Source organism: Ruegeria sp. HKCCA5426 (genome assembly GCF_013034585.1).
In the GTDB taxonomy this organism is placed as follows: domain Bacteria; phylum Pseudomonadota; class Alphaproteobacteria; order Rhodobacterales; family Rhodobacteraceae; genus Ruegeria.
Genome location: NZ_WQGH01000002.1, coordinates 273619 through 295774, shown reverse-complemented (window position 1 = coordinate 295774; position 22156 = coordinate 273619). Strand labels below are relative to the sequence as shown.

Here is a 22156-nt window from a genome sequence, read left to right as displayed (position 1 = left end):
CCAGTGAACAAAAGTTCTTTGAACGCAAGAGGTGCAGGAATGAGTTGGAATCCCACACACAACCCCGAATGTGTTTCCGAGAATTCAGCCCTTGAAACGCTGATCATACCCCGCGCTCGTGATCTGGGCGGGTTCGAAGTGCGCCGCGCTTTGCCGTCGGTCAAACGACAGCTTGTGGGGCCCTTCATCTTCTTTGATCAGATGGGTCCGGCTGAATTTATCACGGATGGTGGTATTGATGTGCGCCCACATCCCCATATCGGTTTGGGAACCGTCACCTATCTGTATCAGGGTGAATTTGAGCATCGCGACAGCCTTGGCACGCATCAGATGATCTACCCCGGTGAGGTCAATTGGATGGTGGCAGGTCGCGGCGTGACCCATTCTGAACGAACAAGCGAAGAAACACGCAGCAAAAGGCACAACCTGTTCGGTATCCAGACCTGGATCGCGCTGCCCGAAGCGCATGAGGACATGGCCCCTGATTTTGAACATCACAAACAAGGTGCGTTGCCCAATATTCAGGACAATGGCGTCAGCGCCAGATTGATCCTCGGGTCGGCATATGGTGAGACCAGCCCCGTTACGATGCTGTCTGAGACTTTTTACCTCGACGTTCAGTTGGATCCGGCCGCCTCTTTCCCGTTGCCGGATGATCATGAGGATCGCGGCGTCTATGTCACCCAAGGCTCTGTCGAGATTGCGGGCGACACGTTTGAGGAGGGTCGAATGATGGTCTTTCGTCCCGGTGATCGCCTGTCGGTCAAGGCAGGCCCGTTGGGCGCGCGCCTGATGCTTCTGGGGGGCGCGACATTGAATGAGGACCGATATATCTGGTGGAATTTCGTGTCGTCCTCGAAAGAAAAGATCGAGACAGCGACCCGCGAGTGGAAGACGGCCGACTGGGCAAACGGGGCATTTCACCTGCCGCCCGGCGACGATCAGGAGTTCATTCCGATCTCGGAAGAATTGGCACGTACCCGCCCGAGGTTGGCGCGCTAACCGAACGTAATGGGGTCTTGTCCGCGTCCTAAATCCCGGCAATCCTTGCGCCTAGACGGAGGATGCCATGAAAATCGTGATTGCGGGCGCGGGCAGCATTGGATGTTACTGCGGGGCATTGTTGGCGGAGGCTGGGCATGACGTGACCTTGTTGGGGCGTGCCTATGTTCTTGATCCAATCCGTGCACAGGGGCTTAGGGTCAGCGATTTTGCGGACCTGAATCGCCGCGTGCCCGCTGTGAAACTGACCCTGACCCAATCGCCAGAAGGGATGGAAAACGCCGATCTGGCGATCGTGACTGTCAAAACCGGCGCGACGGCAGATATGGCGGCACAGATCGCGAAACATGCGCCCAAAACGGCCCCTGTACTGTCGTGGCAAAACGGGATGGAAAACGTCCGAACTCTGCGCGCCGCTCTACCGGACTATGATGTCCGTGCAGGAATGGTGCCTTTCAACGTCGTCCCATCTGGTGCTGGCAGTTTCCACAGGGCGACATCCGGCGAGATTGTAATTCAAAGTGGCCCGGGCGACTTGGGGCGGCTTCTGAGCAGTAGTGATATGCCTGTGGTCGAAAGTGACGACATCGATGCCGTGCAATGGGGCAAACTGGTCATCAATCTTAACAACGCGCTGAACGCGCTTTCCGGGCTGACCCTGAAACAGCAACTTCTCGATCGAAACTGGCGTCGCCTGATGGCGGACCAGATGACCGAGGCGCTGGCGGTTCTGAAGGCAGCCGGTCTTCCTGTCGCCTCGACCACGCCGTTGCCGGCGTGGATGACGCCGCATATTCTACGTTTGCCGACACCCGTGTTTTCAAGAATAGCTGCGCGGATGGTCAGCATTGACCCCTCGGCGCGCACATCCATGGCCTACGACCTGCTGGCGGGACGGACGACAGAAATCGACAGCCTGCAGGGGGAAATCGTCCGGCTGGGTGAAACCAGCGGTATTCCCACGCCAATCTGTCGGCGGGTGCGAACTCTGATCGAACAGAAACCGCAAACCGCAATGGGTCCAGAGGGGATCACGTCCTAACGCCTTATTGAAAGGCCGTCAGTATCCAGAAAATAACCGCTGACATTGTTGCGGCGGCGGGTACGGTGATGACCCATGCTGCCACGATCGTCATGAAATGGGATCGCCGCACCAGCTTGCGCCGCTTGTGTTCTTCGCGCGCCAAACGGCGTTCCGGCGGTCGCTGATAGTTCGAGGTTTTCCATCGGCGGTCCGAATGCCATTCGCGGTAAAACCCGACCCCGAAGACCGCACCAACCGCGATATGGGTGGAACTGACGGGCAGGCCCAGCCAACTGGCCACAATCACCGTGATTGCTGCGGACAAGGCGACGCAGAAGGCGCGCATGGGGTTCAGCTTGGTGATCTGGCTGCCGACCATGCGGATCAGCTTGGGGCCGAACAGGAACAAGCCGAAGGAAATGCCAAAGGCACCAATCACCATCACCCAGCTTGGGATCGTCACTTTGGACGCGAAATCGCCGAACTCGGCGGCGTGGACAATGGCGGCCAAGGGGCCAACGGCATTGGCCACGTCGTTTGCTCCGTGGGCGAAACTGAGGAATGCGGCGGAGATGACCAGTGGCAGCCCAAAAAGCGTCTTGAGGGATTTCGTGCGGTTTTCCAACCCTTCGGACTTGCGGCGAACCCATGGTACCGTAACGGCCCAGGCCAACAAACCAGCGGCCAAGCCGACCAGCAGGGCGACTTCAAGGTCCACTTTGACGATCCGCTTTAGACCCTTGACCGCCAGATACGTCGCAAATGCCCCGGCCATTACCGCGACCAGAATGGGAACCCAGCGCCGTGCGGCGGCAATCTTGTCGTCCTGATATTGGATTTTCGCTTTGATCAACGCCAGAAACCCGGCAGCAATAACGCCCCCAAGTACTGGTGAGATCACCCAGCTTGCAGCAATCGCACTCATCGTACCCCAACTGACCGCGCTCAGACCTGCTGCTGCGATGCCAGCCCCCATCACGCCGCCCACGACGGAGTGCGTGGTGGATACCGGTGCGCCGACCCACGTTGCCAGATTTACCCACAATGCCGAGGAAATCAGCGCCGCCATCATCGCCCAGATGAACACGTTGCTGTTTTGAACCGAGGCCGGGTCGATAATGCCCTTGGATATTGTCGAGACCACATCCCCACCTGCCAGCAAAGCCCCTGCGCTTTCGGCGATGGCGGCGATCACAATCGCGCCGCCCATCGTCAGCGCATTGGCACCCACGGCAGGGCCCATGTTGTTGGCAACGTCGTTGGCACCGATATTTATCGCCATGTACGCCCCGAACGCCGCTGCCGCGACAACGATCAGCCCTCCGTCGGCCTGACCAAACAAAACGGCAGCGGTCAGCCCGGCCAGCGCGATGAATGCCAGCGCAATGCCGGGGGCAAGCATGGGGCGTGCGACGTAAACATTCGCAGATTCAACGCGTGAAATGCGGTGCAAGTCGCTGTCCAGTGCCTGCCAGCGGGTTTTGGAATTCGAATTCGACATGAGGTTTCATCGGTTTTCTGGATTTGACGCACGCCGCTAAACGGTTTCGCCTGTGCGGGCAACCGCTCTGTCATCAAATTGTAGCGATTTTGTTACAAGTGACGTAGGATTTCGCTGAGTTCAGGCTCCCAAACGCGGTCAGCGGCCGTCTGGGGCGAGACCCACTCGCGCGTGCGCTGACCTGCTTCGGGGAAGTCATCCGCCAGTTCCTGAACGTCCACCCGGTACACATTCGTCAAAACCGGCTGAGCCGATCCGTCTTTAAGAATTTTGTCGTATGTGTACTGCCCGACAGGGCTGCGGCCAAGCTTCGCTGGCCTTACGCCGGCTTCTTCCCATGCTTCTTGCCGGGCTGTTTCGGCGCCGTCCAAACCGTCCATGGGCCAGCCCTTGGGAATGACCCATCGGCCCGTATCGCGGCTGGTGATCAACAAAACTTCGGGCCCGTTTTGCGTTTTTCTCAGGCAAAGGGCGGCGAACTGCACCCGGCGGGGGCGCAGGAACAAAGGTCTGGCGACCTCTTCCCAGATATTTCGCAACCATTTTGTCAAAACAGGCTCACTTGAGTGGGTGAAACGTGTGCGTGTGTCACATAACAACGGAATGGAATATCTTCAATGCACCTATCTTTACCCTGCGTCATCTCGGCGCTGATTGCTGCCGAAGGGCTGCAATTTTTAGCGGGAAAGGTGATTATTTGCCGAACAGCGTTCTAGCTGCGCCGTTTCGCCCGCAACGTGGGGTCGGCCTGCGTTGGGTCTTCGGGCCAAGGGTGTTTGGGGTATTGCGCGCGCATGTCCTTGCGCACATCGGCATAGGATCCCGCCCAAAACCCCGGCAGATCGCGCGTGATCTGTATCGGTCGCTGCGCCGGAGACAGCAGGGTGATCTTCAATGCTTCACCCCCGACAATCGGGTGACGCGTGACGCCAAACAATTCCTGCAAACGTACCGAGATTTCGGGAACCGCGCCGCCATAGTCGATGGGAACCTTACGCCCGAGCGGTGTTTCAAAAGAGCCGGGCGCGCGGCGATCCAATTCTTGCGTCTGTCCCCAATCCAGACGAGAGCGAAGCGCGGGCAGCAGATCGAACCGTTTCCAGTCTTCAGCATTGCGCACTCCCTCAAGCATGGGCAGCAACCAGTCTTCCACTGTGTCCATCAGGCCCTGAGTCGAGAAGTCCGGCAGGTCCACCCCTTCGGCCCGAACCAGTTCCACGCGCGCCGCCAGACGCGCGGCGGCGCCGTTCAGGACCAACCCGAGGTCTCGCACGCCATCTAGCATGGCGTGGGCGACGGCATCGGACGGGACCTCTTTCCATATCCGGTCCTCCAGAGTGATTGCGCCAAACCGTTCTTGTCGTCGGGCGATGACCCGCCGGTCGCGTTTCGACCAATCACACGTTTCGACCCAATCGATCTGATCCGCAAACAGGTCGCGGATTTCCCGCTCGGTAATTTGGGCGGCCATGCGTACACGCGCTTCTCGCGGATTTCCATCGGTGTCGGTGACCACAAGATACTGGGCGGCTGCCAGCGTATCTTCACCGCCCAGCACGACCCCTTTGCCGCCGGACAGGACATAGCGTGGCACATCACCCTTTCGCCGTTGTCCGATCCTGTCGGGATATGCAAGCGCGGCCATGGATGCGGGGCTTAGGTCCGAACGACTGCCCCGGTCCCGCAGCCGCTTGGCCTCGGCCTTGATCCGGTCCACCGCGCCTGTGTTCACCTGCCAGACCCGATTGCGTTGAAAAGCCCGAGTGTCCCGCAACGCCTCAAGCCGCAGCAGAACATCCGCCGGAGCACCTTTAAGTGGGTCACGTTCTGCCGTCAGCGCCGCCAGAATTGCTGCATCGGGTCCAGCCTGTACCAGCATATGCCCAAGGCGCGGATGCAAAGGCAGCGCCGCCAAAGCTCGTCCGTGATCGGTAATCCGGCCGTTGCTGTCGAGCGCGCCCAGCATTTGCAGCAGGTTTCGTGCTTCGGCCATCGCTCCGTCGGGCGGAGGGGTCAGAAAGGCCAGATCACTGGGCGAAGCACCCCAAAGGGCCAATTCCAAGGTCAGCCCGGTCAGGTCGGCGGCTTCGATCTCGGCCGGGGGGTAGGCGGCCAGCGCCCCTTCCTCCCCTTTGGACCAAAGGCGATAGCAAACACCTTTGGCCACCCGCCCGGCGCGACCTGCGCGTTGTGTCGCTTCGGTGCGTGTGACGCGTTCCGTCACGAGGCGGGACATGCCCGAGCCCGGGTCGAACCTTGCCCGCCGCGCCTGTCCCATATCGACGACCACCCGAATATCGGGGATGGTCAGCGATGTTTCGGCAATCGACGTGGCCAATACCACTTTGCGGCCGCTATCAACCGGAGCGATCGCCTTGCGCTGTTCCGCGAAAGGCATAGACCCAAAAAGCGGCCTGATTATGCAGTCCTTGGGCAAGCGACGGGTCAACGCGGCCTCGGCGCGGCGAATTTCACCTTCGCCGGGCAGGAAAACCAGCATTCCACCATCGGTTTCCCGTTCGGCCTGAGTGACCAGATCCACTAATGCGTCCAGCCGTCGCGCCTGTGTCCCCAACGGATAGTCAAGCCAACGCGTTTCAACGGGAAAGCTGCGGCCTTCGGAGGTGACCAGCGGGGCATCCATCAGGCGTCCTACCGGTTCGGCATCCAATGTCGCAGACATGGCCAGAAGGATAAGGTCATCCCTGAGCGCTCCCGTTACTTCAAGACACAAGGCAAGTCCAAGGTCTGCGTTCAGGGATCTTTCGTGAAATTCATCAAAGATAACCGCGCCCACGCCGGGAAGATCGGGCTCGGATTGCAGCATACGCGTCAGAATCCCTTCGGTTACAACCTCGATCCGGGTGGTCTTGGACACTTTTGTTTCGCCACGCACGCGGTATCCGACCGTTTCGCCCGCGCGTTGACCAAGAGTTTCCGCCATGCGTTCAGCGGCTGCGCGCGCCGCCAGTCTGCGCGGCTCAAGCATGACAATCCGACCGTCACACAGCCCGGCATCCAGTATCGCTAACGGCACCCGAGTTGTCTTACCCGCACCCGGAGGGGCCTGAAGCACAGCGCGGCCCGAAGCTTTCAAAGCTTCGATAAGATCGGGAATAGCGTCGTCGATAGGCAGGCGTGTCATGGTGGCTTTATCCGCGAATGGCCCGGCAACGTCCAGTTCCCCTATCGGCACTTGGCCGGAGTTGCGCGACGGCACGTTGGACGCCGCACCCGTGGACGTCCGGCAGAGGATCGGCGGCAACACCCGGGCGCGAATAGGTTGCCGTGGGTGCATTTCTCGATCCCTATGGTCTGGACAAACACCCCTTTGGGGCGGCAAGTAGACCTGCCGCAAAAGATTGGGGTCAAAATGGAAATAGACGGCCTGGCAGACAGGATTTTGAACGGAGACAGGCGTGCTTTGGCCCGTGCCATTACGCTGGTTGAAAGTGGCCGCGCCGATCATCGGGCGCAGGCGATGGAATTGCTGGCTCAGTTGGCGGGGTCGGAGAGGCAGGCGCTGCGGATCGGATTGTCAGGGACACCGGGGGTGGGCAAATCCACCTTTATCGAGAGCTTTGGCATGATGCTGATCGGTTTAGGGCTTCGCGTCGCGGTTCTGGCTGTTGATCCCAGCTCTGCCCGATCGGGCGGCTCAATTCTGGGCGACAAGACCCGGATGGAGCGTCTGAGCCGTGAGCGCGCCGCCTTCATCCGTCCATCGCCCAGCCAGTCGCATCTTGGCGGCGTGGCCCGTCGCACACGTGAGGCAATCGCATTGTGCGAAGCGGCTGGGTTTGACGTTGTGCTGATCGAAACCGTGGGTGTTGGCCAATCGGAAACCGTTGTGTCCGAACTGTCCGACCTGTTCCTGCTGCTGCTCGCGCCTGCGGGCGGTGATGAGTTGCAGGGCGTCAAGCGCGGTATCATGGAAATGGCGGATATGATCCTGGTGAACAAGGCGGATGGCGATCTCAAGGCGACTGCCACCCGCACCTGCGCTGACTACGCCGGTGCCCTGCGTCTGCTGCGCAAGCGCCCGCAGGATCCCGAGGGGTTTCCCAAGGCCATGACGGTTTCTGCGGTCGAGGAACATGGGTTGGAAGATGCGTGGTCCGAAATTCAATCCCTGACCCAATGGCGTCGCGACTCGGGTCATTGGGAAAGGAACCGGGCGGTGCAGGCGCAGTATTGGTTCGAGCAGGAAGTGCGTTCGGCGCTTCTGTCGCGGCTGTCGACTGCGCGGGCGCGGGCCGAGATGGAACGTCTGAGCACCGAAGTTTCACACGGCCGGATAAGCCCTGCGGCGGCGGCGGAACAGATGCTGACAACGCTGGCCTGAAGGGGTGACAGGTAAAGTCAAAGAATTCTGCTGGCCCGTCTTGACCCTTCCGGCGATTCCCACTACACGCATCCAACCAGTTTTCGGGCGCGACTTCGGGTTGCGCCCCTTGTGATTTGGCCGAGGGCAGTATGCCCGGCCTCCAGAAACAAAGGAAGAAACCATGTCGCGCCGTTGCGAACTGACCGGAAAAGGCCCGATGACTGGCAACAATGTCAGCCACGCCAAAAACAGAACTCGTCGTCGTTTTCTGCCCAACTTGAACGACGTTACCCTGCAGTCCGAGACTCTGGGCCGTGGCGTCAAGCTGCGCATTTCTGCTGCTGCTCTGCGTTCGGTTGATCACCGCGGTGGTCTGGACGCGTTCCTGGCCAAAGCCAAGGACGAAGAACTGTCCGCGAACGCACTGAAAGTGAAAAAGGAAATCGCTAAGGCACAAGCTTCGGCCTAAACCTTTTTACTGCGAATTTCAGGCCCTGTACCCACCTGGTGCAGGGCCTTTGCTTTTGTCTGGATTAAGAATGTTCGCGATTTCGGCACAATTGACCCCTGAAACGTAATTTTGATCACATACAGCGAATTCTGAACGGAATATGTTTATGCATATTTTTGGCGGAGTTTGCCCTCATGTCTTTTAAATCTTTCGATTCTTTCTCAGTGTTGGCCGCATTTTTCGGCAAGACCTTTGGGACATGCTTTCGGATGCAACGTCAGGTGAACCGGCTGCATACGAGTCTGACCAAAGGGTCCGTCAAACGCCCGGAATTAGACCGCTGACACTTTCCTAGGACCCCAAGGCTTCAAGCGTCTGAATGCGCTTGAAGCCGGAATTGTCTCTGGCCTATACCCTAGGCAGAATGAAACCCGCTCTGACCAGAATTCTGCCCTTTGCGCTTTCGCTGCTCGTTATTTTGACGGGGCAGGGTTTTGCAGTTTCGCGCGGGGTCGATGCTGCGGTCGGTCAAATGGTGCTGTGCACCGGAAACGGTCCGGTGGTTGTCTATGTCGATGCCGAAGGGCAACCGACGCAGGCCCCGCATTTCTGCCCTGACTTTGCTTTGACCGTGTTGGGCGCTGTTTCCATGGCGGAGGCTGCGATTCCCGACGCGCCGAAACAACCCCAGCCGAGGTTGAAGCGTGGCGTGGGTGACCTCATCACGCCGTCGGTTGCCTCACAATCGGCGCGCGCGCCTCCTAGTTTGGCTTGATACTGTTTTCCAATTTATCAAGAACTCAAATCAGGAGAGGCTTTATGTCCTTCACCTACAAACTGCTGGCCACCGTTGCCGCCGTTACTCTTACAACCGCCGCCTGGGCACAGGATAGCATCACCGTCGAGGACGCCTATGCGCGTTCGTCGGGCAAGTCCGCAAAGGCGGGTGCTGCTTTCATGATGATCCAGAACTCTGGTGAGACCGACGACCGTTTGATCGCAGCCGAATCGGATGTTGCGGCACGGGTCGAGCTGCACACTCATCAGGTTGATGCCAACGGTGTGGCCAAGATGCTCCATGTCGAAGAGGGGTTCGTCATCCCGGCCGGAGAAACTCACATGCTGAAGCGTGGTGGCGATCACGTCATGTTTATGGGAATTTCGGCACCGTTTGAACAAGGTGCAACTGTGCCGGTCACGCTGGTTTTTGAAAATGCTGGTGAGATCGTCGTCGACATCCCGGTCGACCTGGAGCGCAAAGGCGACCACGGGTCACACAACCACTAAGGTTACGCCTGTCTTCGGGTCGCGATGCGGCCGTCATCCATGCGTCAGGCCGGGTAACTCCCCGGCCTGTTTGCGTTGTGTTTCAGCGGTTCACGACGCGCATTGCGATGCGATCATGGGCCCGTTTGAAGCGCGCGGCGAGAAAAAACATGACGGTCGAGAAGGCCAGCGCCGAAAAGGCGATTGCCCAACCTAGCGCGACCATTCCGCTGCCGGGCCAGAACAACAGCACCAGTCCGATAACCAGCGCCACGATTCCCGAGTTGCGCACCGTGGCTGCGTCCGGGTTCTGGTCGGGCATCTGACGCCAGGCCATAAGCGAGCCCACTCCAACGATCAACGCCCATGCGCCCAGCAGGAAGAAGGTCAGGCGGGCGACACCCTCGGGCCAGATCAACAGAATGAGGCCGATCAGTAGGGCGCCGATGCCGACGCCTCCGATCAGGCCGCGCCGCCCGAAGCCCAGCAAGGTCAGGCCGCCGTCGAATACCAGCAAGAGCCCAACCAGTCTGAGCAGGAGCGAGATGCTGCCCGTAGGCCAGAACAACGCGGCGATACCAAGCACCCCGGCCAGAATGCCGCGCAGCAGGAAGGTCCACCACAGGTCTGCCAATTGATCGCCAAGCGCGTCTCGGCCATCCGGTCCCTGATCGTCCAGAATTTCGCCTTGTTGGGTATTGGGATCGGTCATGGGAGCCCCTTTGAGAATGGTTACTCCTTAAATGTTAACGATAATTCGGGCTCTTGTCTGCCGGTTATCGTGGCCCCAGCAGGTCGTCCACCCAGCGAGGCACGGTTTCTGACGCCGGGCCAAGTATCACATCATCGAAGCTGGACGCCCCGGTCGACGGCTCAAGGTTAAGCTCAACGGTGCGCGCCCCGGACATGGCGGCTTCGTGCACGAACGCGGCGGCGGGGTAGACCTGGCCCGAAGTACCAATGGATGCAAAGACCGAAGCCCCGGCCAGGTGGTCGTAAATCGTGTCCATGTGGTAGGGCATTTCACCGAACCATACCACGTCCGGCCGTGCGTTGAGGGCGGCGCAAGCTGGGCAGGGTTCACCCACGGACATCTCTGGCGGCGCGGTCCAGCGATGGCCGCACTCAGCACAGAGCGCGCCGGCGAGAATACCGTGCATGTGGATTACGTCTTGGGCACCACCCGCTTCGTGCAAGCCGTCGACGTTCTGGGTTACGATCACGACTTCGCCCGGCCAATCGCGCTGAAGGCGTGCAAGCGCGCGATGGGCTAGGTTCGGTTCCGCTTTTGCCGCCTGCGCGCGTCGGGCATTGTAGAACCCCTGCACCAGTGCAGGATCGCGGGCAAACCCTTCTGGTGTTGCCACGTCTTCGATCCGGTGTTGTGACCACAAGCCCCCTTCGTCGCGAAACGTGCCCAGTCCGCTTTCCGCAGAAATCCCGGCCCCAGTGAGAATGACGATCTTTTCCATCTTTGCCCTTCGCGCTACACCTTGGCCTATGAGCCACCGTATCCTGTTTGTCTGCCTAGGCAATATCTGCCGTTCCCCTGCCGCCGAGGGCGTTTTTCGGGCGCGTGCGCCGCACCACTCCAGCGACAGTGCCGGGACGGCGGGCTGGCATGTTGGCAATCCACCTTACGGCCCGATGCAAGAGGCCGCCCTTGCGCGTGGGATCGCCTTAAGCAATCTGCGCGCCCGTCAGTTTGCAGCCGAGGATTTCCGCAGGTTCGACCTGATTATCGGAATGGATGCGAATAACATCGTGGATATTGAGGAGCTGCGTCCTGAAGGAAACGACACCCCCGTGCGCCTGCTAACCGATTTCGCACCCCATCTGGGGGCCGATCACGTGCCCGACCCGTATTACACGCGCGATTTCGACGGTGCGTTGGACTTGATAGAGGCCGCCGTTGATGGCTTGAATGAGTACTTGGGCGGTTAACCCATGACCTTGAGCCGGTCACTGAGCCATGGCAACTGCTCCAAGGTTGGATCGACGATCTGAGTGCGCATGAGGCGGCGCATCATGCCAGCGACCTCTTGCGGCACCTGATCGGACCAGTCGGTGCGGGTGAACAGCGAGATCATGCGCGCGTATTCCCCGAACGGGGCCGGATGTGCTTCGAGCCCGTCGTGGAAACGTGCCGCACGCATGTACCCCAGCGGGGTCGTTATCGCCCAGCCCAATCCGCGCGCAACCATCGCCATCAGTGCAAGGTGAGATCCGATTTCAAACCGTTCCTCAAATTCAAGCTGCTGTCGGGACATGTGCGCTTCGATCTGACGGCTTATCAACTGTTCCCGCGCATAGCGCAAAAAGGGCAGGTCCTGCATCGCGTTTGAGGCCCCTTTGGGGGTCACAAGAATAAATGGGTCCTGAACCAACGGGTATTCCACAACGCCTTCAAGCACCTCACCGGAATGTGCGGATACGGCCATGTGCAGGCGCTGGGCCTCGAGGTCCGCAAACAGGTCAAGGCTGGGCAGCGTGATCAGTTTGAACTTTGACCGGGTCAGACTGTCGGCCAGTAACGTTGCCAACCGCGGCGTCAGGTCGTTGTCGAAGTCGTCGATCAACCCGATGGACAACGTGGTCAGATGGCCAAGGTCCATCACTGTCAGTTCGCTCTGGGCCATCTGGAGTTCGGCCAGAATAGCCTCGGTTCGGGTCAGGAAACTGCGCCCGGCCTGCGTCAGCCGCATAGGGCGACGTCCATGGTCGACCAGTTCGGTGCCTAATGCATTTTCCAGATTGCGCAATTGTTGCGAGACCGATGGCTGGCTGAGGCCTGTAATCTCGGCAGCCTGAGCTACCGAACCTGTCCGCGCCAGCGCTTCGAACACTTCGAGGCCGCGCAGGGTAAGCCCTTTCATAACCATAGAGTACACCTTTCGATGCGCCTTTTCTGGGGCGCAGGGCGTGTCAGGTCAAGGCGTAGGGCTGGCTTAGCTGCAAATCGCCTGAGCCATCTGGCCAAAGGCCCGATACCTGTCCCACAGGGCATCGTCCCGCGCAGTCTGAGACATCTTTAGCTCTTGCGCTTGGTGTGGGTCGGTGAACCATTTGGCGACAGTTTTCTGGTCGCTGCGTGTAAGGGCTTGATTGGCCACGCGCTGAATGCAACTGCACCGGTCTCGTGTGGCAGCCGAACGGTCGGACGCCAGACATGCCTGTTTGATCTGAGCCGCATCTGCCACCGGAGCCACCGCCATCAGCGACGCGGCGCATATCGCGATCAAGAGGAACTGTTTCATACTCGAGCCTCGTTTTTGCCTGCCCGGAGGGGTCTTGCGCCCCTCTCGGTATGCGCGTGAGTATGAATCAAAGTGGATTCGGGATCAATCTCACGATGCAGAAATGTGATTTCTTTTATTATGGCGAAAAGAATGGCCAAATTAGGGCCACAGGTGGCTGCGCGCGACCCGACGGGTTATTCCAAGGAAATAAGGATCGCAGGCGGCTTTGTCCCACCTTGACCAGCGCCCATTTTCGAACCATATCCCGACGCTATGACAGACCTCGCTCATATCCGCAATTTCTCCATCGTCGCGCATATCGACCATGGCAAATCCACCCTTGCTGACCGGCTCATCCAAGAGACCGGAACAGTCAAGGACCGCGACATGAAAGAACAGCTGCTTGACAGCATGGATATCGAGCGGGAACGTGGCATCACCATCAAGGCCAACACGGTGCGCATCGACTATACCGCCGACAATGGCGAGCAATACGTGCTGAACCTGATCGACACACCCGGCCACGTGGACTTTGCCTATGAGGTCAGCCGGTCCATGCGTGCGGTCGAAGGCTCGCTGCTGGTTGTGGACTCGACCCAAGGGGTCGAGGCACAGACGCTGGCGAATGTGTATCAGGCCATCGACGCTGATCATGAGATCGTGCCGGTGCTGAACAAGATCGACCTGCCCGCCTCCGATTGCGACCGCGTGGCCGAACAGATCGAGGATGTGATCGGCATTGACGCGACCGACGCAATCCAGGTTTCGGCCAAGACGGGGCAGGGCATCCACGAAACGCTTGAGGCCATCGTGCAGCAACTACCCGCACCGCAGGGCAATCTGGACGCGCCGCTTAAGGCGATGCTGGTGGATTCGTGGTACGACGCCTATCTGGGCGTCATCGTTCTGGTCCGCATCATGGACGGCACGCTGAAAAAGGGAATGCGGGTCAAGTTCATGTCGAACGGCACACTGCACCATGTGGACCGTGTTGGCGTCTTCCGGCCTGAGATGGAGATGGTCGAAAGCCTCGGCCCCGGTGAGATCGGCTTTCTCACCGCGTCCATCAAACAGGTCCGCGACACCCGCGTCGGTGACACAATCACCAATGACCGCAACGGGACCGAGGACGCGCTGGACGGTTTCAAACCCGCGCAACCGGTGGTGTTCTGTGGCCTCTTCCCCGTGGACTCGGCGGAATTCGAAGACCTGCGCGATGCTATCGACAAGCTGGCGCTGAACGACGCGTCGTTCTCGTTCGAAATGGAAACCTCGGCTGCGCTGGGCTTTGGCTTCCGCTGCGGCTTCCTCGGCCTTCTGCATCTTGAGGTCATCCGCGACCGGATCGAACGCGAATATGATATCGAGCTCATCACCACCGCACCGTCGGTGATCTATCACGTCTACATGAAAGACGGCGAAATGATCGAGCTGCACAACCCCGCCGACATGCCCGATCCGTCCAAGGTCGACCATATCGAGGAACCGCGCATCAAGGCGACCATTCTGGTTCCCGACGAATACCTGGGCGACGTGCTGAAACTGTGTCAGGACCGTCGCGGCATTCAGTTGGACCTGACCTATGCCGGGTCACGCGCGATGGTTGTGTATGACCTGCCCCTCAACGAAGTTGTGTTCGACTTCTATGATCGCCTGAAATCGGTAACAAAAGGATACGCTTCGTTCGACTACCAGATGACCGGCTATACCGAGGATAATCTGGTCAAAATGTCGGTGCTGGTGAATGACGAACCTGTCGACGCGTTGTCGACCATGGTTCACCGCGACCGGGCCGAGATGCGGGGCCGGGCGATGTGCGAAAAGCTCAAGGATCTGATCCCGCGCCACATGTTCAAAATCCCGATTCAGGCCGCCATCGGAGGCAAGGTCATCGCCCGCGAGACCCTCTCGGCCCTGCGCAAAGACGTGACCGCGAAGTGTTACGGCGGCGACGCCACGCGGAAACGCAAACTGCTGGACAAGCAGAAGGCCGGTAAGAAAAAGATGCGCCAGTTCGGGAAGGTCGATATCCCGCAGGAGGCGTTTATTTCGGCACTCAAAATGGACAGCTAAGGCTGTCCATTTTTTCGACTTCGGATTGACCGCTTCTATGAGGTTTCTGGATCGGCGTCCGATTTCCCTAGGTCAGCGAGTTCGGTCCAGGCTGTCTCTGGAATGTCCCAATCCGCCCATTCAAATGTCTGGTTCACGTGCTGCGGCCAAGTCACCCCGCACACTGTAGAGGCAATGTTTTCGTCTTGCAGTGAAAACTGTAGCGCCAGCGCGCCCATGGGAACGTCATGGCGTGCACAGATATCCTCGACAGCGCGCACTGGGGCGAGCGTTTCTTCTGTTGCTGTTTGATAAACGTAGAAGCTGTGGACTGCGCTGCCTCTTGCCAGAATTCCTCCCGCGTAGGGCGCGGCATTTAACACAGTGATGCCCTTAGAGGCGGCTAGTTCGATTAAGGGCGATGCATTCACGTTTACAAGCGTGTGCCGATTGTGCGTCATTACCACGTCGAAGTCCCAGTCGCGTAGCATAGGCACCAAGACGTCCAGCCGCCCGCCGGCCAAACCGACGGCCGTTGCGAGGCCCTCCTCTTTGATTTTGAACAATTCGTCCAGCGCCCCTCCGCTGCGGGTGATCTCCGACACGTCCTCAGCGTATTCTGGATCATGCAAGTGAAGGATATCGACGCTGTCTACGCCAAGCGCCTTCAGGCTTTGTTCGAGGGACCGCCTTGCTTGGGCAGCGTCAAACACGTTTGTCTCCATGTTACGGTCGATTTTTGTAGATAGTACGCGACCCTCTGGCAGGCCGCCGAGTTCGCGTATTACGCTCCCAATGCGTTCCTCACTGCGGCCCATGGCATAGCCGCGAGCGGTGTCGATAAACCCGTCGGGGCGTGCAAATATTGTGCGCAAGGTTTCTCGCGCCCTGTTCTCATCAACTTCATAACCGTAAATCTGAGGAATGCTGCCGATTCCGGTTGATCCAAAACCAATTCGTGGAATTCGTACTCCGGTTCTACCGATTTCGTAAAAAGATGTCATTGTTTCCATTCTCCACGTCACATTTGAATGTGTAAATTTTTACGGATCAGCCATTCACTGCAAGATTGGGATCTCAATACACACACGAGGAGAACCGAGTGTGCGAGTCGAAACTGTGACCAATCTCACAGCCGCAAAACCTCCAATCTGCAATAATTGACCTAATGGCAACCTCAGGAGGAGGCCTCTATGTCAACATCGCTCGTCCCTCTCATCGCATTCGGATCAGCAGGACTCTATTCCGCAGCCATGATCGCGATGAAGTTCTGGTGGAAAATCCCCGGGATCGGCCTCAGCCTGTTAATCGTGGCAACCCTGCTGGCCGCCGCAACGCTAGAGCTTGCCGCCCTGCGCGAGGAGCGGTTGGGTATTATCTATACCGGCATTCTCGGGGGCGAGGTTATTCTGATCGCCATCGCATCCTACTTTCTGTTCGGCGAGAATTTTTCGCACCGCGAGGTTGCGGGGATCGGCCTTGTCTTGGTTGGAACGGTACTAGCATGGGCCTGATCGGGTTGCGCATCCTGACCCAGATCAAGGACCACCCGCAGCCTCAGTTCTAGTCTCCACCAATACACACAGAACACACGAGGCCCCCATGTCACCGCTGACGCTGATCCTTCACATCTTCCTTGGCTCCACCCTTGCCGGGTCCGCCGTGATTGCGGTTTTGGTTTTGGGCTTTGCCTCGTGGACGGCCATGTTGATCGCTGCGGTTGCGGGCTTTGTTGCGGCGTTCCCTGTCTCGTACATGGTGTCGCGCAAGCTGGAAGGCTAAGGCCCGGTTTAGACGCAAAGATCGGAATGTGTTATCCTCCGCCCCAGGGGGACCGCGTTCAGGCGGCCTTTTTGAATATATGCTTGCAACGCAAGACCCTCAGAAATGAGAGGTTATTATGCACAAGTTCTTAACAGCGACCGCAATCACAGCCCTAGCCATCGGCCTGTCCAGCACATTTGCTATGGCCGAAAGTTATGACGCCGCCGGCAAGGGGTCGGGCGTCAGTTCGAACCAGGTCTTCGGCATCTCGGACGGGCATGCGGTGATCAAATCTCAGACCGACTATGACAGCTTCGAAGTTTCCGCCGGTCACCCGTTGGAAGGGGCGACGGGGTCGTGTTTTGGTTCGATGCTGATCAATGGGGCCGAGGTGTCGGGCGCGGGCAATTGCGTCTTTGACACAACCTCCGGCGACAAGGCAGTGATGAGCTGGACCGCCACGGGGATCGGTTCGGACGGCGCATTGACCGGCGACTGGTCGGTATCCGGCGGCACGGGCGGTTGGGCCAACGCCACGGGGGGCGGCACGTTCTCGTCATTTACCGATCCGGACACGCAGAAATTCGTCAATACGATTTCGGGTAGCTTTGAGCTGAACTGAATCACTATTGTTAACAGGTGCTTAGGAAAGGGCGCTTTGGTAAGAGCGCCCTTTGCGCTGCGTGGCAGGTAAGCGTCACCTAAACCCTTTATGAAGTTTCCCTTAGGTTAGTTGCAACCGGCCCTCTCTCATCCAATCTGTTCAGCAAGCCGGAAACGGCCAGATCTTTGGGAGGAGAGCCCATGACCAGATATATGACTGCCGGAGCAGCCGCTTTGGCCACGACACTCACCCTTGGAACGGCTGCGATGGCCGATACCACGCCCGATCTGCGCGGCACATGGGTAGGGACTTATACGACCGTACAACCCACGCATATGCAGCGCGGGACTGAGCCGCGGTTCAACAAGGCCGAATGGATGCTGGATGTTCAGGTGCAGGAAGACAACGTCTTTTGGGGGCCGAGCCTGTGGCGCCGGGACGGTGACACGGACTGGAACCAGAACGAGGCCACCGGGACAATAAGCCTGGATGGATCCGGCAAGATCGGGATTGTCGAAACCTCACCCATGGTGATTGGTGCAAATGCGCTGATTGACGCCCGGTATGAAGACGGAAAGATCTTTGCGGATTTCCGTAGCCTGAGAAACGGAACGACCTACAGCACCGTTCTGGAACGTCAGGTGAACTGAAGCGTTTCCGGCCCGGTTGGGCTGTAGGGGGTACTGGCTGCGATTGTTTGCAGTACGTAATAAGTAACTCCGACCGGGCCGGACGCTTCTCAAAAATGGAACCAATGTCTCCACAGGGAGGAGACGGGTCGGGCGGCAATTCCACCGTCAGCGGCAGGGTTCGGTTCAATCCATGCTGGAATGCGGCGTTTCTTGGTTTGGGTTAATCGGATCTGGTGAGCTTCAGCGCAGCATCGCAGACGGTTGCAGAAGTGTCGCCCGGCCCCGGTGCCTTTTGTGTGGCTCCCCATTTGAGGCGAATCCGCAGGTGTCGATTCGACGGATCGCGCGTCCGAAAGTTGAACTTCCCGCTCCACTTTCACGTTTCCAGATGTTTGCACATGCAGAAACAGCCGCAAATTCGGGCGCTTCCTAAAGTCTGGACTTTTCCTTGATCAAACCTACGTCTGGGCGCGTTTTCTGGAGTTGTCCACAAAACGCTCCCTGCGGATATCAACACGTTATCCACGGCTAATTTTCATGCTGCAGTGCTATTTTCTTGTCGGGTTACGGTCTGAATGTAACAGTCGCCTTACCGCAGCGGTTCTTAGGGGCCACGGCGGGACGCAAAGGCCAAGGGGTCTGAGTGAAAGGTGATAAATCTTAGGATATACCAGCGTTCACAGAGGCTTACCGGTAGGTGATTGATCGAGTTGAGCCGAGGCTCGGATCGTTTGATCAACTTCTCAGAAGGTCAATGCGTGCTGTAAGGCGTCCGCAGGCGCCAAGCAGCAGTCGCGGCTCTTGACTGGGTTGTGACAACTGGATCGGGGCGTCCCTCGGGCGTGTCGACCCGGCAAGGCGTCAGGGGTGTCCGTTCGGGCACATGCAAAGACCGCGTCTGCGCACCTGACGCCTTTTCCTTTTGCCGGTTCCCGGGATTTTACAGGCTGCCACTCTATCCCCCTTTATGATGGGATCGGGGTTCTTGCTATTGTGCAAGAACCCCGAAGTCGTGTCAGAAATGCAATGCCGCGTCTATGCACCTGTAAGGCAACGATAACGCGGAAGGCTCAGACGATCAACCATATGTAGGGGGTGCGTGTCGCCTTTGCGCAACATAAGGGTTGCGGTCAAAGGGCTTGCTGTACGTCGCTGGCCGTATCCGAAATCGCATCGCCCGCTTTTTCAATATCGCGTCCAACGCCTTTTGCCGTTTCGCAGGCAGTCAGTGCAAACAAGGTCAATCCAAGCAGAATTGTGCGGATCATTGCTTTCTCCATAGGTGTTTATGTCGACGTGCGTAGCAGTTTTCCAATGTTGAAACCAGCGTTTTGCTGACGGTTGATGAGCCGCTCAAGCCGACGCGAAACGGGCGGGTAGTCGAGAATTCGGCATGTCGAAACAGGCGGTCCCCGAAGCGGGTCAGAGGTGCTGGTCAAAAGGAAACCCAGCAACCCATGAACCGCGTTCGAACTGCCGATTAACAGAGGTCGAGATTCTTGCGCCGGTTGAATGGATGTATCAAAACGCCCGGGGCGTGCGACTGCGTCAGGCAGTCTCTTCGCGGCAGAAAATCTCGTAGACAACTTCCAACATGCGGCGGGGACGGTCATCTGCCAAACGGTAGAAAATAGCTTTCCCTTCGCGGCGGGGCGTTACCAACCCTTCAAGGCGCAGGCGCGACAATTGCTGCGAGACCGCCGCTTGGCGGGCGGATAGCAGTTCCTCTAGTTGCGTAACCGATTTTTCACCCGACACCAGATGACACAGGATCAAAAGCCGCCCTTCATGGCTGATCGCCTTCAGAAAGTTGGATGCGCGTGCGGCGTTTCCTGCAACGCGCTCGAGGTTTTCAGAAAATGAATCCTGTGAAAGCTCTGATAGTGCCATATGCGTTTTCCTTTTGGGCCGAGCATGTGCGTGGTTGGCGGATTCCATATCGCCGCCAAGAGCGGACGCTTTATCTATTTTGGCGACGAATTTCTATATGTAAGAATCAAAATGACGTGATGAGAAAAACTCAGCCTGCCCGCATGACGGGTCGCAGCTTTCAAGGTTCAGGTCATGCCTGGGAACCGGACAGTTGCGAAGTGCGCTTGGTGGGGGAAACGCCGCGTTCACGGCATAAGTATTCAGCCCCCCTTGCAGCCCCCCGGTGCCGACACTAAGACTCGGGTAATGTTTCTTCGGGTAGTATCCCGATCCATAGCAAGACAGGCAGGTTCCTAATGTTCGATCCCGTTGATACCTATATGAATACGCTCGTCCCGATGGTTGTTGAGCAGACCAGCCGTGGCGAACGCGCGTATGACATTTTCTCGCGCCTTCTGAAAGAGCGGATCATTTTCATCAATGGCCCGATCCACGACGGGATGAGCCATCTGGTCGTGGCGCAATTGTTGCATCTTGAGGCTGAAAACCCGAACAAGGAAATCTCGATCTACATCAACTCACCTGGCGGTGTTGTGACCAGCGGATTGTCGATTTACGACACAATGCAGTATATCAAGCCGAAATGTTCGACTTTGGTGATCGGTCAGGCGGCCTCGATGGGGTCTGTTTTGTTGGCTGGTGGCGAGAAGGGGATGCGCTTTTCACTACCAAACAGCCGGATCATGGTTCACCAGCCCAGTGGCGGTTATCAGGGTCAGGCGAGTGATATCATGATTCACGCGGCCGAGACGCAAAAACTCAAGGATCGCCTGTATGATATATACGTGCGCCACACCGGGCAGACGAAAAAGGCGGTTGAAAAAGCCTTGGATCGCGACAACTTCATGAGCCCGGAAGAGGCGAAAGATTGGGGTCATATCGACGAAATCGTCGAAAATCGCGCCAAAATGGATGGCGATGAGGCCTAAAAAATAGTCCCCGCGTTAAGGGCGCGGGGTACATTTTTGACATTGTAGCGGCCCCGGCGGTGGCCTAAGCTGCAGGCAAGAGCGGCCCAAAGCGGGTCGCAGGGACGAAGCCCGAAAGGTAGAACATGGCGACGAATTCAGGCGGTGACGGCAAGAACACGCTCTACTGTAGCTTCTGCGGCAAGAGCCAGCATGAGGTGCGCAAGCTGATTGCCGGCCCCACAGTTTTCATCTGTGATGAATGCGTCGAGCTGTGCATGGACATCATCCGCGAGGAAACCAAGGCCAGCGGTCTGAAATCCACGGATGGGGTACCGACGCCCAAGGACATTTGCGAGGTTCTGGACGATTACGTGATCGGCCAGGCGACGGCCAAGCGGGTTCTGTCGGTGGCGGTTCATAACCACTACAAACGCCTGAACCACGCCCAGAAAGCTGGCGGCGACATCGAGTTGGCCAAGTCCAACATCCTGCTGATAGGTCCGACCGGTTGCGGCAAGACGCTGCTGGCGCAGACCTTAGCGCGGATTCTGGACGTGCCGTTCACCATGGCGGATGCAACCACGCTGACCGAAGCCGGTTATGTGGGTGAGGACGTCGAGAATATCATCCTCAAGCTGCTGCAGGCGTCGGAGTACAACGTCGAGCGCGCGCAGCGCGGCATTGTCTATATTGACGAGGTCGACAAGATCACGCGCAAATCCGAGAACCCCTCGATCACCCGTGACGTATCGGGCGAGGGTGTGCAGCAGGCGCTGCTGAAACTGATGGAAGGCACCGTGGCCAGCGTACCGCCACAGGGCGGTCGCAAGCATCCGCAGCAGGAGTTCCTGCAGGTGGACACCACGAATATCCTGTTCATCTGCGGCGGTGCGTTTGCCGGTCTGGACAAGATCATCGCACAGCGCGGCAAGGGCTCGGCGATGGGCTTTGGCGCTGACGTTCGCGACAATGATGAGCGTGGCGTCGGTGAAATCTTCAAGGATCTGGAGCCCGAAGATCTGCTGAAATTTGGCTTGATCCCAGAATTTGTTGGCCGTCTGCCGGTTCTGGCAACGCTGGAAGACCTGGACGAAGATGCGCTGGTGACGATCCTGACCAAGCCCAAGAACGCTCTGGTCAAGCAATACCAGCGTCTGTTCGAACTTGAAGACGCCGAGCTGGCCTTCACCGATGACGCGCTGAAAGCGATCGCCAAGAAAGCGATTGAGCGTAAGACAGGTGCGCGTGGTCTGCGCTCAATTCTGGAAGATATCCTGCTGGACACGATGTTCGAACTTCCGGGTCTGAAAAACGTGACCGAGGTTGTTGTGAACGAAGAAGCGGTGTCTTCGGACTCGCAACCGCTGATCATCTATGCCGATGCGGCTGAGTCTGCTTCGGCCGGGTAAGTTCAAAGCCTCCTGACGTATTCGGCGCGGTTCCTCCGCGCC

At 58.3% G+C, this 22156-nt stretch carries 24 protein-coding genes; 14 read left to right on the top strand and 10 right to left on the bottom strand.

The annotated features are described in order from the left end of the window. Window positions 1-39: 39 nt before the first annotated feature. Together GOV87_RS04010 and GOV87_RS04005 are read left to right on the top strand one after the other, a co-directional pair. Complete coding sequence (locus tag GOV87_RS04010) at window positions 40-1002, top strand: pirin family protein (RefSeq protein ID WP_171210904.1); 963 nt, start codon at window positions 40-42, stop codon at window positions 1000-1002. Between the two features lie 67 nt (window positions 1003-1069). Then, a complete protein-coding gene (locus tag GOV87_RS04005; RefSeq protein WP_171210903.1) occupies window positions 1070-2044 on the top strand; it encodes a 2-dehydropantoate 2-reductase in 975 nt (324 codons plus the stop codon). Window positions 2045-2048: 4 nt separating this feature from the next. On the opposite strand, the gene GOV87_RS04000 is transcribed toward GOV87_RS04005, so the two are convergent. The 3 genes from GOV87_RS04000 to hrpB all read right to left on the bottom strand — a co-directional run bounded on the left by GOV87_RS04000 (window position 2049) and on the right by hrpB (window position 6672). Then, window positions 2049-3527 (bottom strand): inorganic phosphate transporter, encoded by a 1479-nt coding sequence (locus GOV87_RS04000; protein ID WP_171210902.1) that lies wholly within the window; start codon window positions 3525-3527, stop codon window positions 2049-2051. A gap of 92 nt (window positions 3528-3619) precedes the next feature. Further along, window positions 3620-4078 carry an NUDIX hydrolase gene (locus GOV87_RS03995; protein ID WP_171210901.1) on the bottom strand — a complete coding sequence of 153 codons (459 nt, stop codon included), beginning with the start codon at window positions 4076-4078 and terminating at the stop codon, window positions 3620-3622. 161 nt (window positions 4079-4239) lie between these two features. Then, complete coding sequence (hrpB, locus tag GOV87_RS03990) at window positions 4240-6672, bottom strand: ATP-dependent helicase HrpB (RefSeq protein WP_171211058.1); 2433 nt, start codon at window positions 6670-6672, stop codon at window positions 4240-4242. Between the two features lie 228 nt (window positions 6673-6900). Between hrpB and meaB the strand changes: the two genes are divergently transcribed. From meaB to GOV87_RS03970, 4 genes are all read left to right on the top strand, one after another. Continuing rightward, window positions 6901-7872 carry a methylmalonyl Co-A mutase-associated GTPase MeaB gene (gene meaB / locus GOV87_RS03985; RefSeq protein ID WP_171210900.1) on the top strand — a complete coding sequence of 324 codons (972 nt, stop codon included), beginning with the start codon at window positions 6901-6903 and terminating at the stop codon, window positions 7870-7872. A gap of 163 nt (window positions 7873-8035) precedes the next feature. Beyond that, a complete protein-coding gene (gene rpmB / locus GOV87_RS03980) occupies window positions 8036-8323 on the top strand; it encodes a 50S ribosomal protein L28 (RefSeq protein WP_039532366.1) in 288 nt (95 codons plus the stop codon). A gap of 361 nt (window positions 8324-8684) precedes the next feature. Next, window positions 8685-9080: a hypothetical protein gene (locus GOV87_RS03975; protein ID WP_254447306.1), complete on the top strand. Its 396-nt coding sequence runs from the start codon at window positions 8685-8687 to the stop codon at window positions 9078-9080. Between the two features lie 44 nt (window positions 9081-9124). Further along, complete coding sequence (locus GOV87_RS03970; protein WP_171125559.1) at window positions 9125-9592, top strand: copper chaperone PCu(A)C; 468 nt, start codon at window positions 9125-9127, stop codon at window positions 9590-9592. 82 nt (window positions 9593-9674) lie between these two features. On the opposite strand, the gene GOV87_RS03965 is transcribed toward GOV87_RS03970, so the two are convergent. Both GOV87_RS03965 and GOV87_RS03960 read right to left on the bottom strand, forming a co-directional pair. After that, window positions 9675-10283 (bottom strand): HdeD family acid-resistance protein, encoded by a 609-nt coding sequence (locus GOV87_RS03965; protein ID WP_171210899.1) that lies wholly within the window; start codon window positions 10281-10283, stop codon window positions 9675-9677. 64 nt (window positions 10284-10347) lie between these two features. Continuing rightward, complete coding sequence (locus GOV87_RS03960; RefSeq protein ID WP_171210898.1) at window positions 10348-11043, bottom strand: NAD-dependent deacylase; 696 nt, start codon at window positions 11041-11043, stop codon at window positions 10348-10350. Window positions 11044-11071: 28 nt separating this feature from the next. On the opposite strand from GOV87_RS03960, the gene GOV87_RS03955 reads away from it, so the two are divergent. Next, window positions 11072-11515: a low molecular weight protein-tyrosine-phosphatase gene (locus GOV87_RS03955; RefSeq protein WP_171211056.1), complete on the top strand. Its 444-nt coding sequence runs from the start codon at window positions 11072-11074 to the stop codon at window positions 11513-11515. Here the strand turns inward: GOV87_RS03955 and GOV87_RS03950 are convergent. Both GOV87_RS03950 and GOV87_RS03945 read right to left on the bottom strand, forming a co-directional pair. Further along, window positions 11512-12453, bottom strand: coding sequence for a LysR family transcriptional regulator (locus GOV87_RS03950; RefSeq protein ID WP_171210897.1), 942 nt, complete (start codon window positions 12451-12453; stop codon window positions 11512-11514). The genes GOV87_RS03955 and GOV87_RS03950 overlap by 4 nt on opposite strands. Window positions 12454-12519: 66 nt before the next feature. Continuing rightward, complete coding sequence (locus tag GOV87_RS03945; RefSeq protein ID WP_171121922.1) at window positions 12520-12828, bottom strand: hypothetical protein; 309 nt, start codon at window positions 12826-12828, stop codon at window positions 12520-12522. Window positions 12829-13083: 255 nt separating this feature from the next. Here GOV87_RS03945 and lepA point away from each other — a divergent pair, with 255 nt between their 5' ends. Further along, window positions 13084-14883: a translation elongation factor 4 gene (lepA, locus tag GOV87_RS03940; protein WP_171210896.1), complete on the top strand. Its 1800-nt coding sequence runs from the start codon at window positions 13084-13086 to the stop codon at window positions 14881-14883. A gap of 35 nt (window positions 14884-14918) precedes the next feature. Here lepA and GOV87_RS03935 read toward each other — a convergent pair whose 3' ends face one another. Then, window positions 14919-15866 (bottom strand): aldo/keto reductase, encoded by a 948-nt coding sequence (locus GOV87_RS03935; RefSeq protein ID WP_171121923.1) that lies wholly within the window; start codon window positions 15864-15866, stop codon window positions 14919-14921. A gap of 189 nt (window positions 15867-16055) precedes the next feature. Between GOV87_RS03935 and GOV87_RS03930 the strand changes: the two genes are divergently transcribed. From GOV87_RS03930 to GOV87_RS03915, 4 genes are all read left to right on the top strand, one after another. After that, window positions 16056-16376, top strand: coding sequence for a hypothetical protein (locus tag GOV87_RS03930; RefSeq protein WP_171121924.1), 321 nt, complete (start codon window positions 16056-16058; stop codon window positions 16374-16376). Window positions 16377-16464: 88 nt separating this feature from the next. Then, complete coding sequence (locus GOV87_RS03925; protein ID WP_171210895.1) at window positions 16465-16644, top strand: CTP synthetase; 180 nt, start codon at window positions 16465-16467, stop codon at window positions 16642-16644. Window positions 16645-16762: 118 nt separating this feature from the next. Next, window positions 16763-17248 carry a hypothetical protein gene (locus GOV87_RS03920; RefSeq protein ID WP_171125520.1) on the top strand — a complete coding sequence of 162 codons (486 nt, stop codon included), beginning with the start codon at window positions 16763-16765 and terminating at the stop codon, window positions 17246-17248. A 182-nt stretch (window positions 17249-17430) separates the two neighbouring features. Next, window positions 17431-17880, top strand: a complete 450-nt coding sequence (locus GOV87_RS03915) for a hypothetical protein (protein WP_171210894.1) — start codon at window positions 17431-17433, stop codon at window positions 17878-17880. 1112 nt (window positions 17881-18992) lie between these two features. On the opposite strand, the gene GOV87_RS03910 is transcribed toward GOV87_RS03915, so the two are convergent. After that, window positions 18993-19130: an entericidin A/B family lipoprotein gene (locus tag GOV87_RS03910; protein WP_171125517.1), complete on the bottom strand. Its 138-nt coding sequence runs from the start codon at window positions 19128-19130 to the stop codon at window positions 18993-18995. A 280-nt stretch (window positions 19131-19410) separates the two neighbouring features. Beyond that, on the bottom strand, window positions 19411-19752 hold the full coding sequence (locus GOV87_RS03905) for a metalloregulator ArsR/SmtB family transcription factor (protein WP_171121929.1): 342 nt from the start codon (window positions 19750-19752) through the stop codon (window positions 19411-19413). Window positions 19753-20090: 338 nt separating this feature from the next. On the opposite strand from GOV87_RS03905, the gene GOV87_RS03900 reads away from it, so the two are divergent. Together GOV87_RS03900 and clpX are read left to right on the top strand one after the other, a co-directional pair. Continuing rightward, the gene (locus GOV87_RS03900) at window positions 20091-20723 is read left to right on the top strand and encodes an ATP-dependent Clp protease proteolytic subunit (RefSeq protein ID WP_039970058.1); all 633 of its coding nucleotides are present in this window, start codon (window positions 20091-20093) and stop codon (window positions 20721-20723) included. A 125-nt stretch (window positions 20724-20848) separates the two neighbouring features. Further along, on the top strand, window positions 20849-22114 hold the full coding sequence (clpX, locus tag GOV87_RS03895; RefSeq protein ID WP_171121930.1) for an ATP-dependent Clp protease ATP-binding subunit ClpX: 1266 nt from the start codon (window positions 20849-20851) through the stop codon (window positions 22112-22114). Window positions 22115-22156: the final 42 nt, after the last annotated feature.

Excerpts from the sequence above, each read along its gene's own strand:
- GOV87_RS03925 (WP_171210895.1), top strand. The coding sequence starts at position 16,465 with ATGTCACCGCTGACGCTGATCCTTCACATCTTCCTTGGCTCCACCCTT.
- GOV87_RS03910 (WP_171125517.1), bottom strand. The coding sequence starts at position 19,130 with ATGATCCGCACAATTCTGCTTGGATTGACCTTGTTTGCACTGACTGCC.
- GOV87_RS03950 (WP_171210897.1), bottom strand. The coding sequence starts at position 12,453 with ATGGTTATGAAAGGGCTTACCCTGCGCGGCCTCGAAGTGTTCGAAGCG.
- lepA (WP_171210896.1), top strand. The coding sequence starts at position 13,084 with ATGACAGACCTCGCTCATATCCGCAATTTCTCCATCGTCGCGCATATC.
- GOV87_RS03955 (WP_171211056.1), top strand. The coding sequence starts at position 11,072 with ATGAGCCACCGTATCCTGTTTGTCTGCCTAGGCAATATCTGCCGTTCC.
- GOV87_RS03905 (WP_171121929.1), bottom strand. The coding sequence starts at position 19,752 with ATGGCACTATCAGAGCTTTCACAGGATTCATTTTCTGAAAACCTCGAG.
- GOV87_RS03935 (WP_171121923.1), bottom strand. The coding sequence starts at position 15,866 with ATGACATCTTTTTACGAAATCGGTAGAACCGGAGTACGAATTCCACGA.
- GOV87_RS04005 (WP_171210903.1), top strand. The coding sequence starts at position 1,070 with ATGAAAATCGTGATTGCGGGCGCGGGCAGCATTGGATGTTACTGCGGG.
- GOV87_RS04010 (WP_171210904.1), top strand. The coding sequence starts at position 40 with ATGAGTTGGAATCCCACACACAACCCCGAATGTGTTTCCGAGAATTCA.
- GOV87_RS03970 (WP_171125559.1), top strand. The coding sequence starts at position 9,125 with ATGTCCTTCACCTACAAACTGCTGGCCACCGTTGCCGCCGTTACTCTT.
- GOV87_RS03975 (WP_254447306.1), top strand. The coding sequence starts at position 8,685 with ATGCGCTTGAAGCCGGAATTGTCTCTGGCCTATACCCTAGGCAGAATG.
- hrpB (WP_171211058.1), bottom strand. The coding sequence starts at position 6,672 with ATGACACGCCTGCCTATCGACGACGCTATTCCCGATCTTATCGAAGCT.
- GOV87_RS03945 (WP_171121922.1), bottom strand. The coding sequence starts at position 12,828 with ATGAAACAGTTCCTCTTGATCGCGATATGCGCCGCGTCGCTGATGGCG.
- GOV87_RS03960 (WP_171210898.1), bottom strand. The coding sequence starts at position 11,043 with ATGGAAAAGATCGTCATTCTCACTGGGGCCGGGATTTCTGCGGAAAGC.
- GOV87_RS03965 (WP_171210899.1), bottom strand. The coding sequence starts at position 10,283 with ATGACCGATCCCAATACCCAACAAGGCGAAATTCTGGACGATCAGGGA.
- clpX (WP_171121930.1), top strand. The coding sequence starts at position 20,849 with ATGGCGACGAATTCAGGCGGTGACGGCAAGAACACGCTCTACTGTAGC.
- GOV87_RS04000 (WP_171210902.1), bottom strand. The coding sequence starts at position 3,527 with ATGTCGAATTCGAATTCCAAAACCCGCTGGCAGGCACTGGACAGCGAC.
- GOV87_RS03930 (WP_171121924.1), top strand. The coding sequence starts at position 16,056 with ATGTCAACATCGCTCGTCCCTCTCATCGCATTCGGATCAGCAGGACTC.
- GOV87_RS03920 (WP_171125520.1), top strand. The coding sequence starts at position 16,763 with ATGCACAAGTTCTTAACAGCGACCGCAATCACAGCCCTAGCCATCGGC.
- GOV87_RS03915 (WP_171210894.1), top strand. The coding sequence starts at position 17,431 with ATGACCAGATATATGACTGCCGGAGCAGCCGCTTTGGCCACGACACTC.
- rpmB (WP_039532366.1), top strand. The coding sequence starts at position 8,036 with ATGTCGCGCCGTTGCGAACTGACCGGAAAAGGCCCGATGACTGGCAAC.
- meaB (WP_171210900.1), top strand. The coding sequence starts at position 6,901 with ATGGAAATAGACGGCCTGGCAGACAGGATTTTGAACGGAGACAGGCGT.
- GOV87_RS03900 (WP_039970058.1), top strand. The coding sequence starts at position 20,091 with ATGTTCGATCCCGTTGATACCTATATGAATACGCTCGTCCCGATGGTT.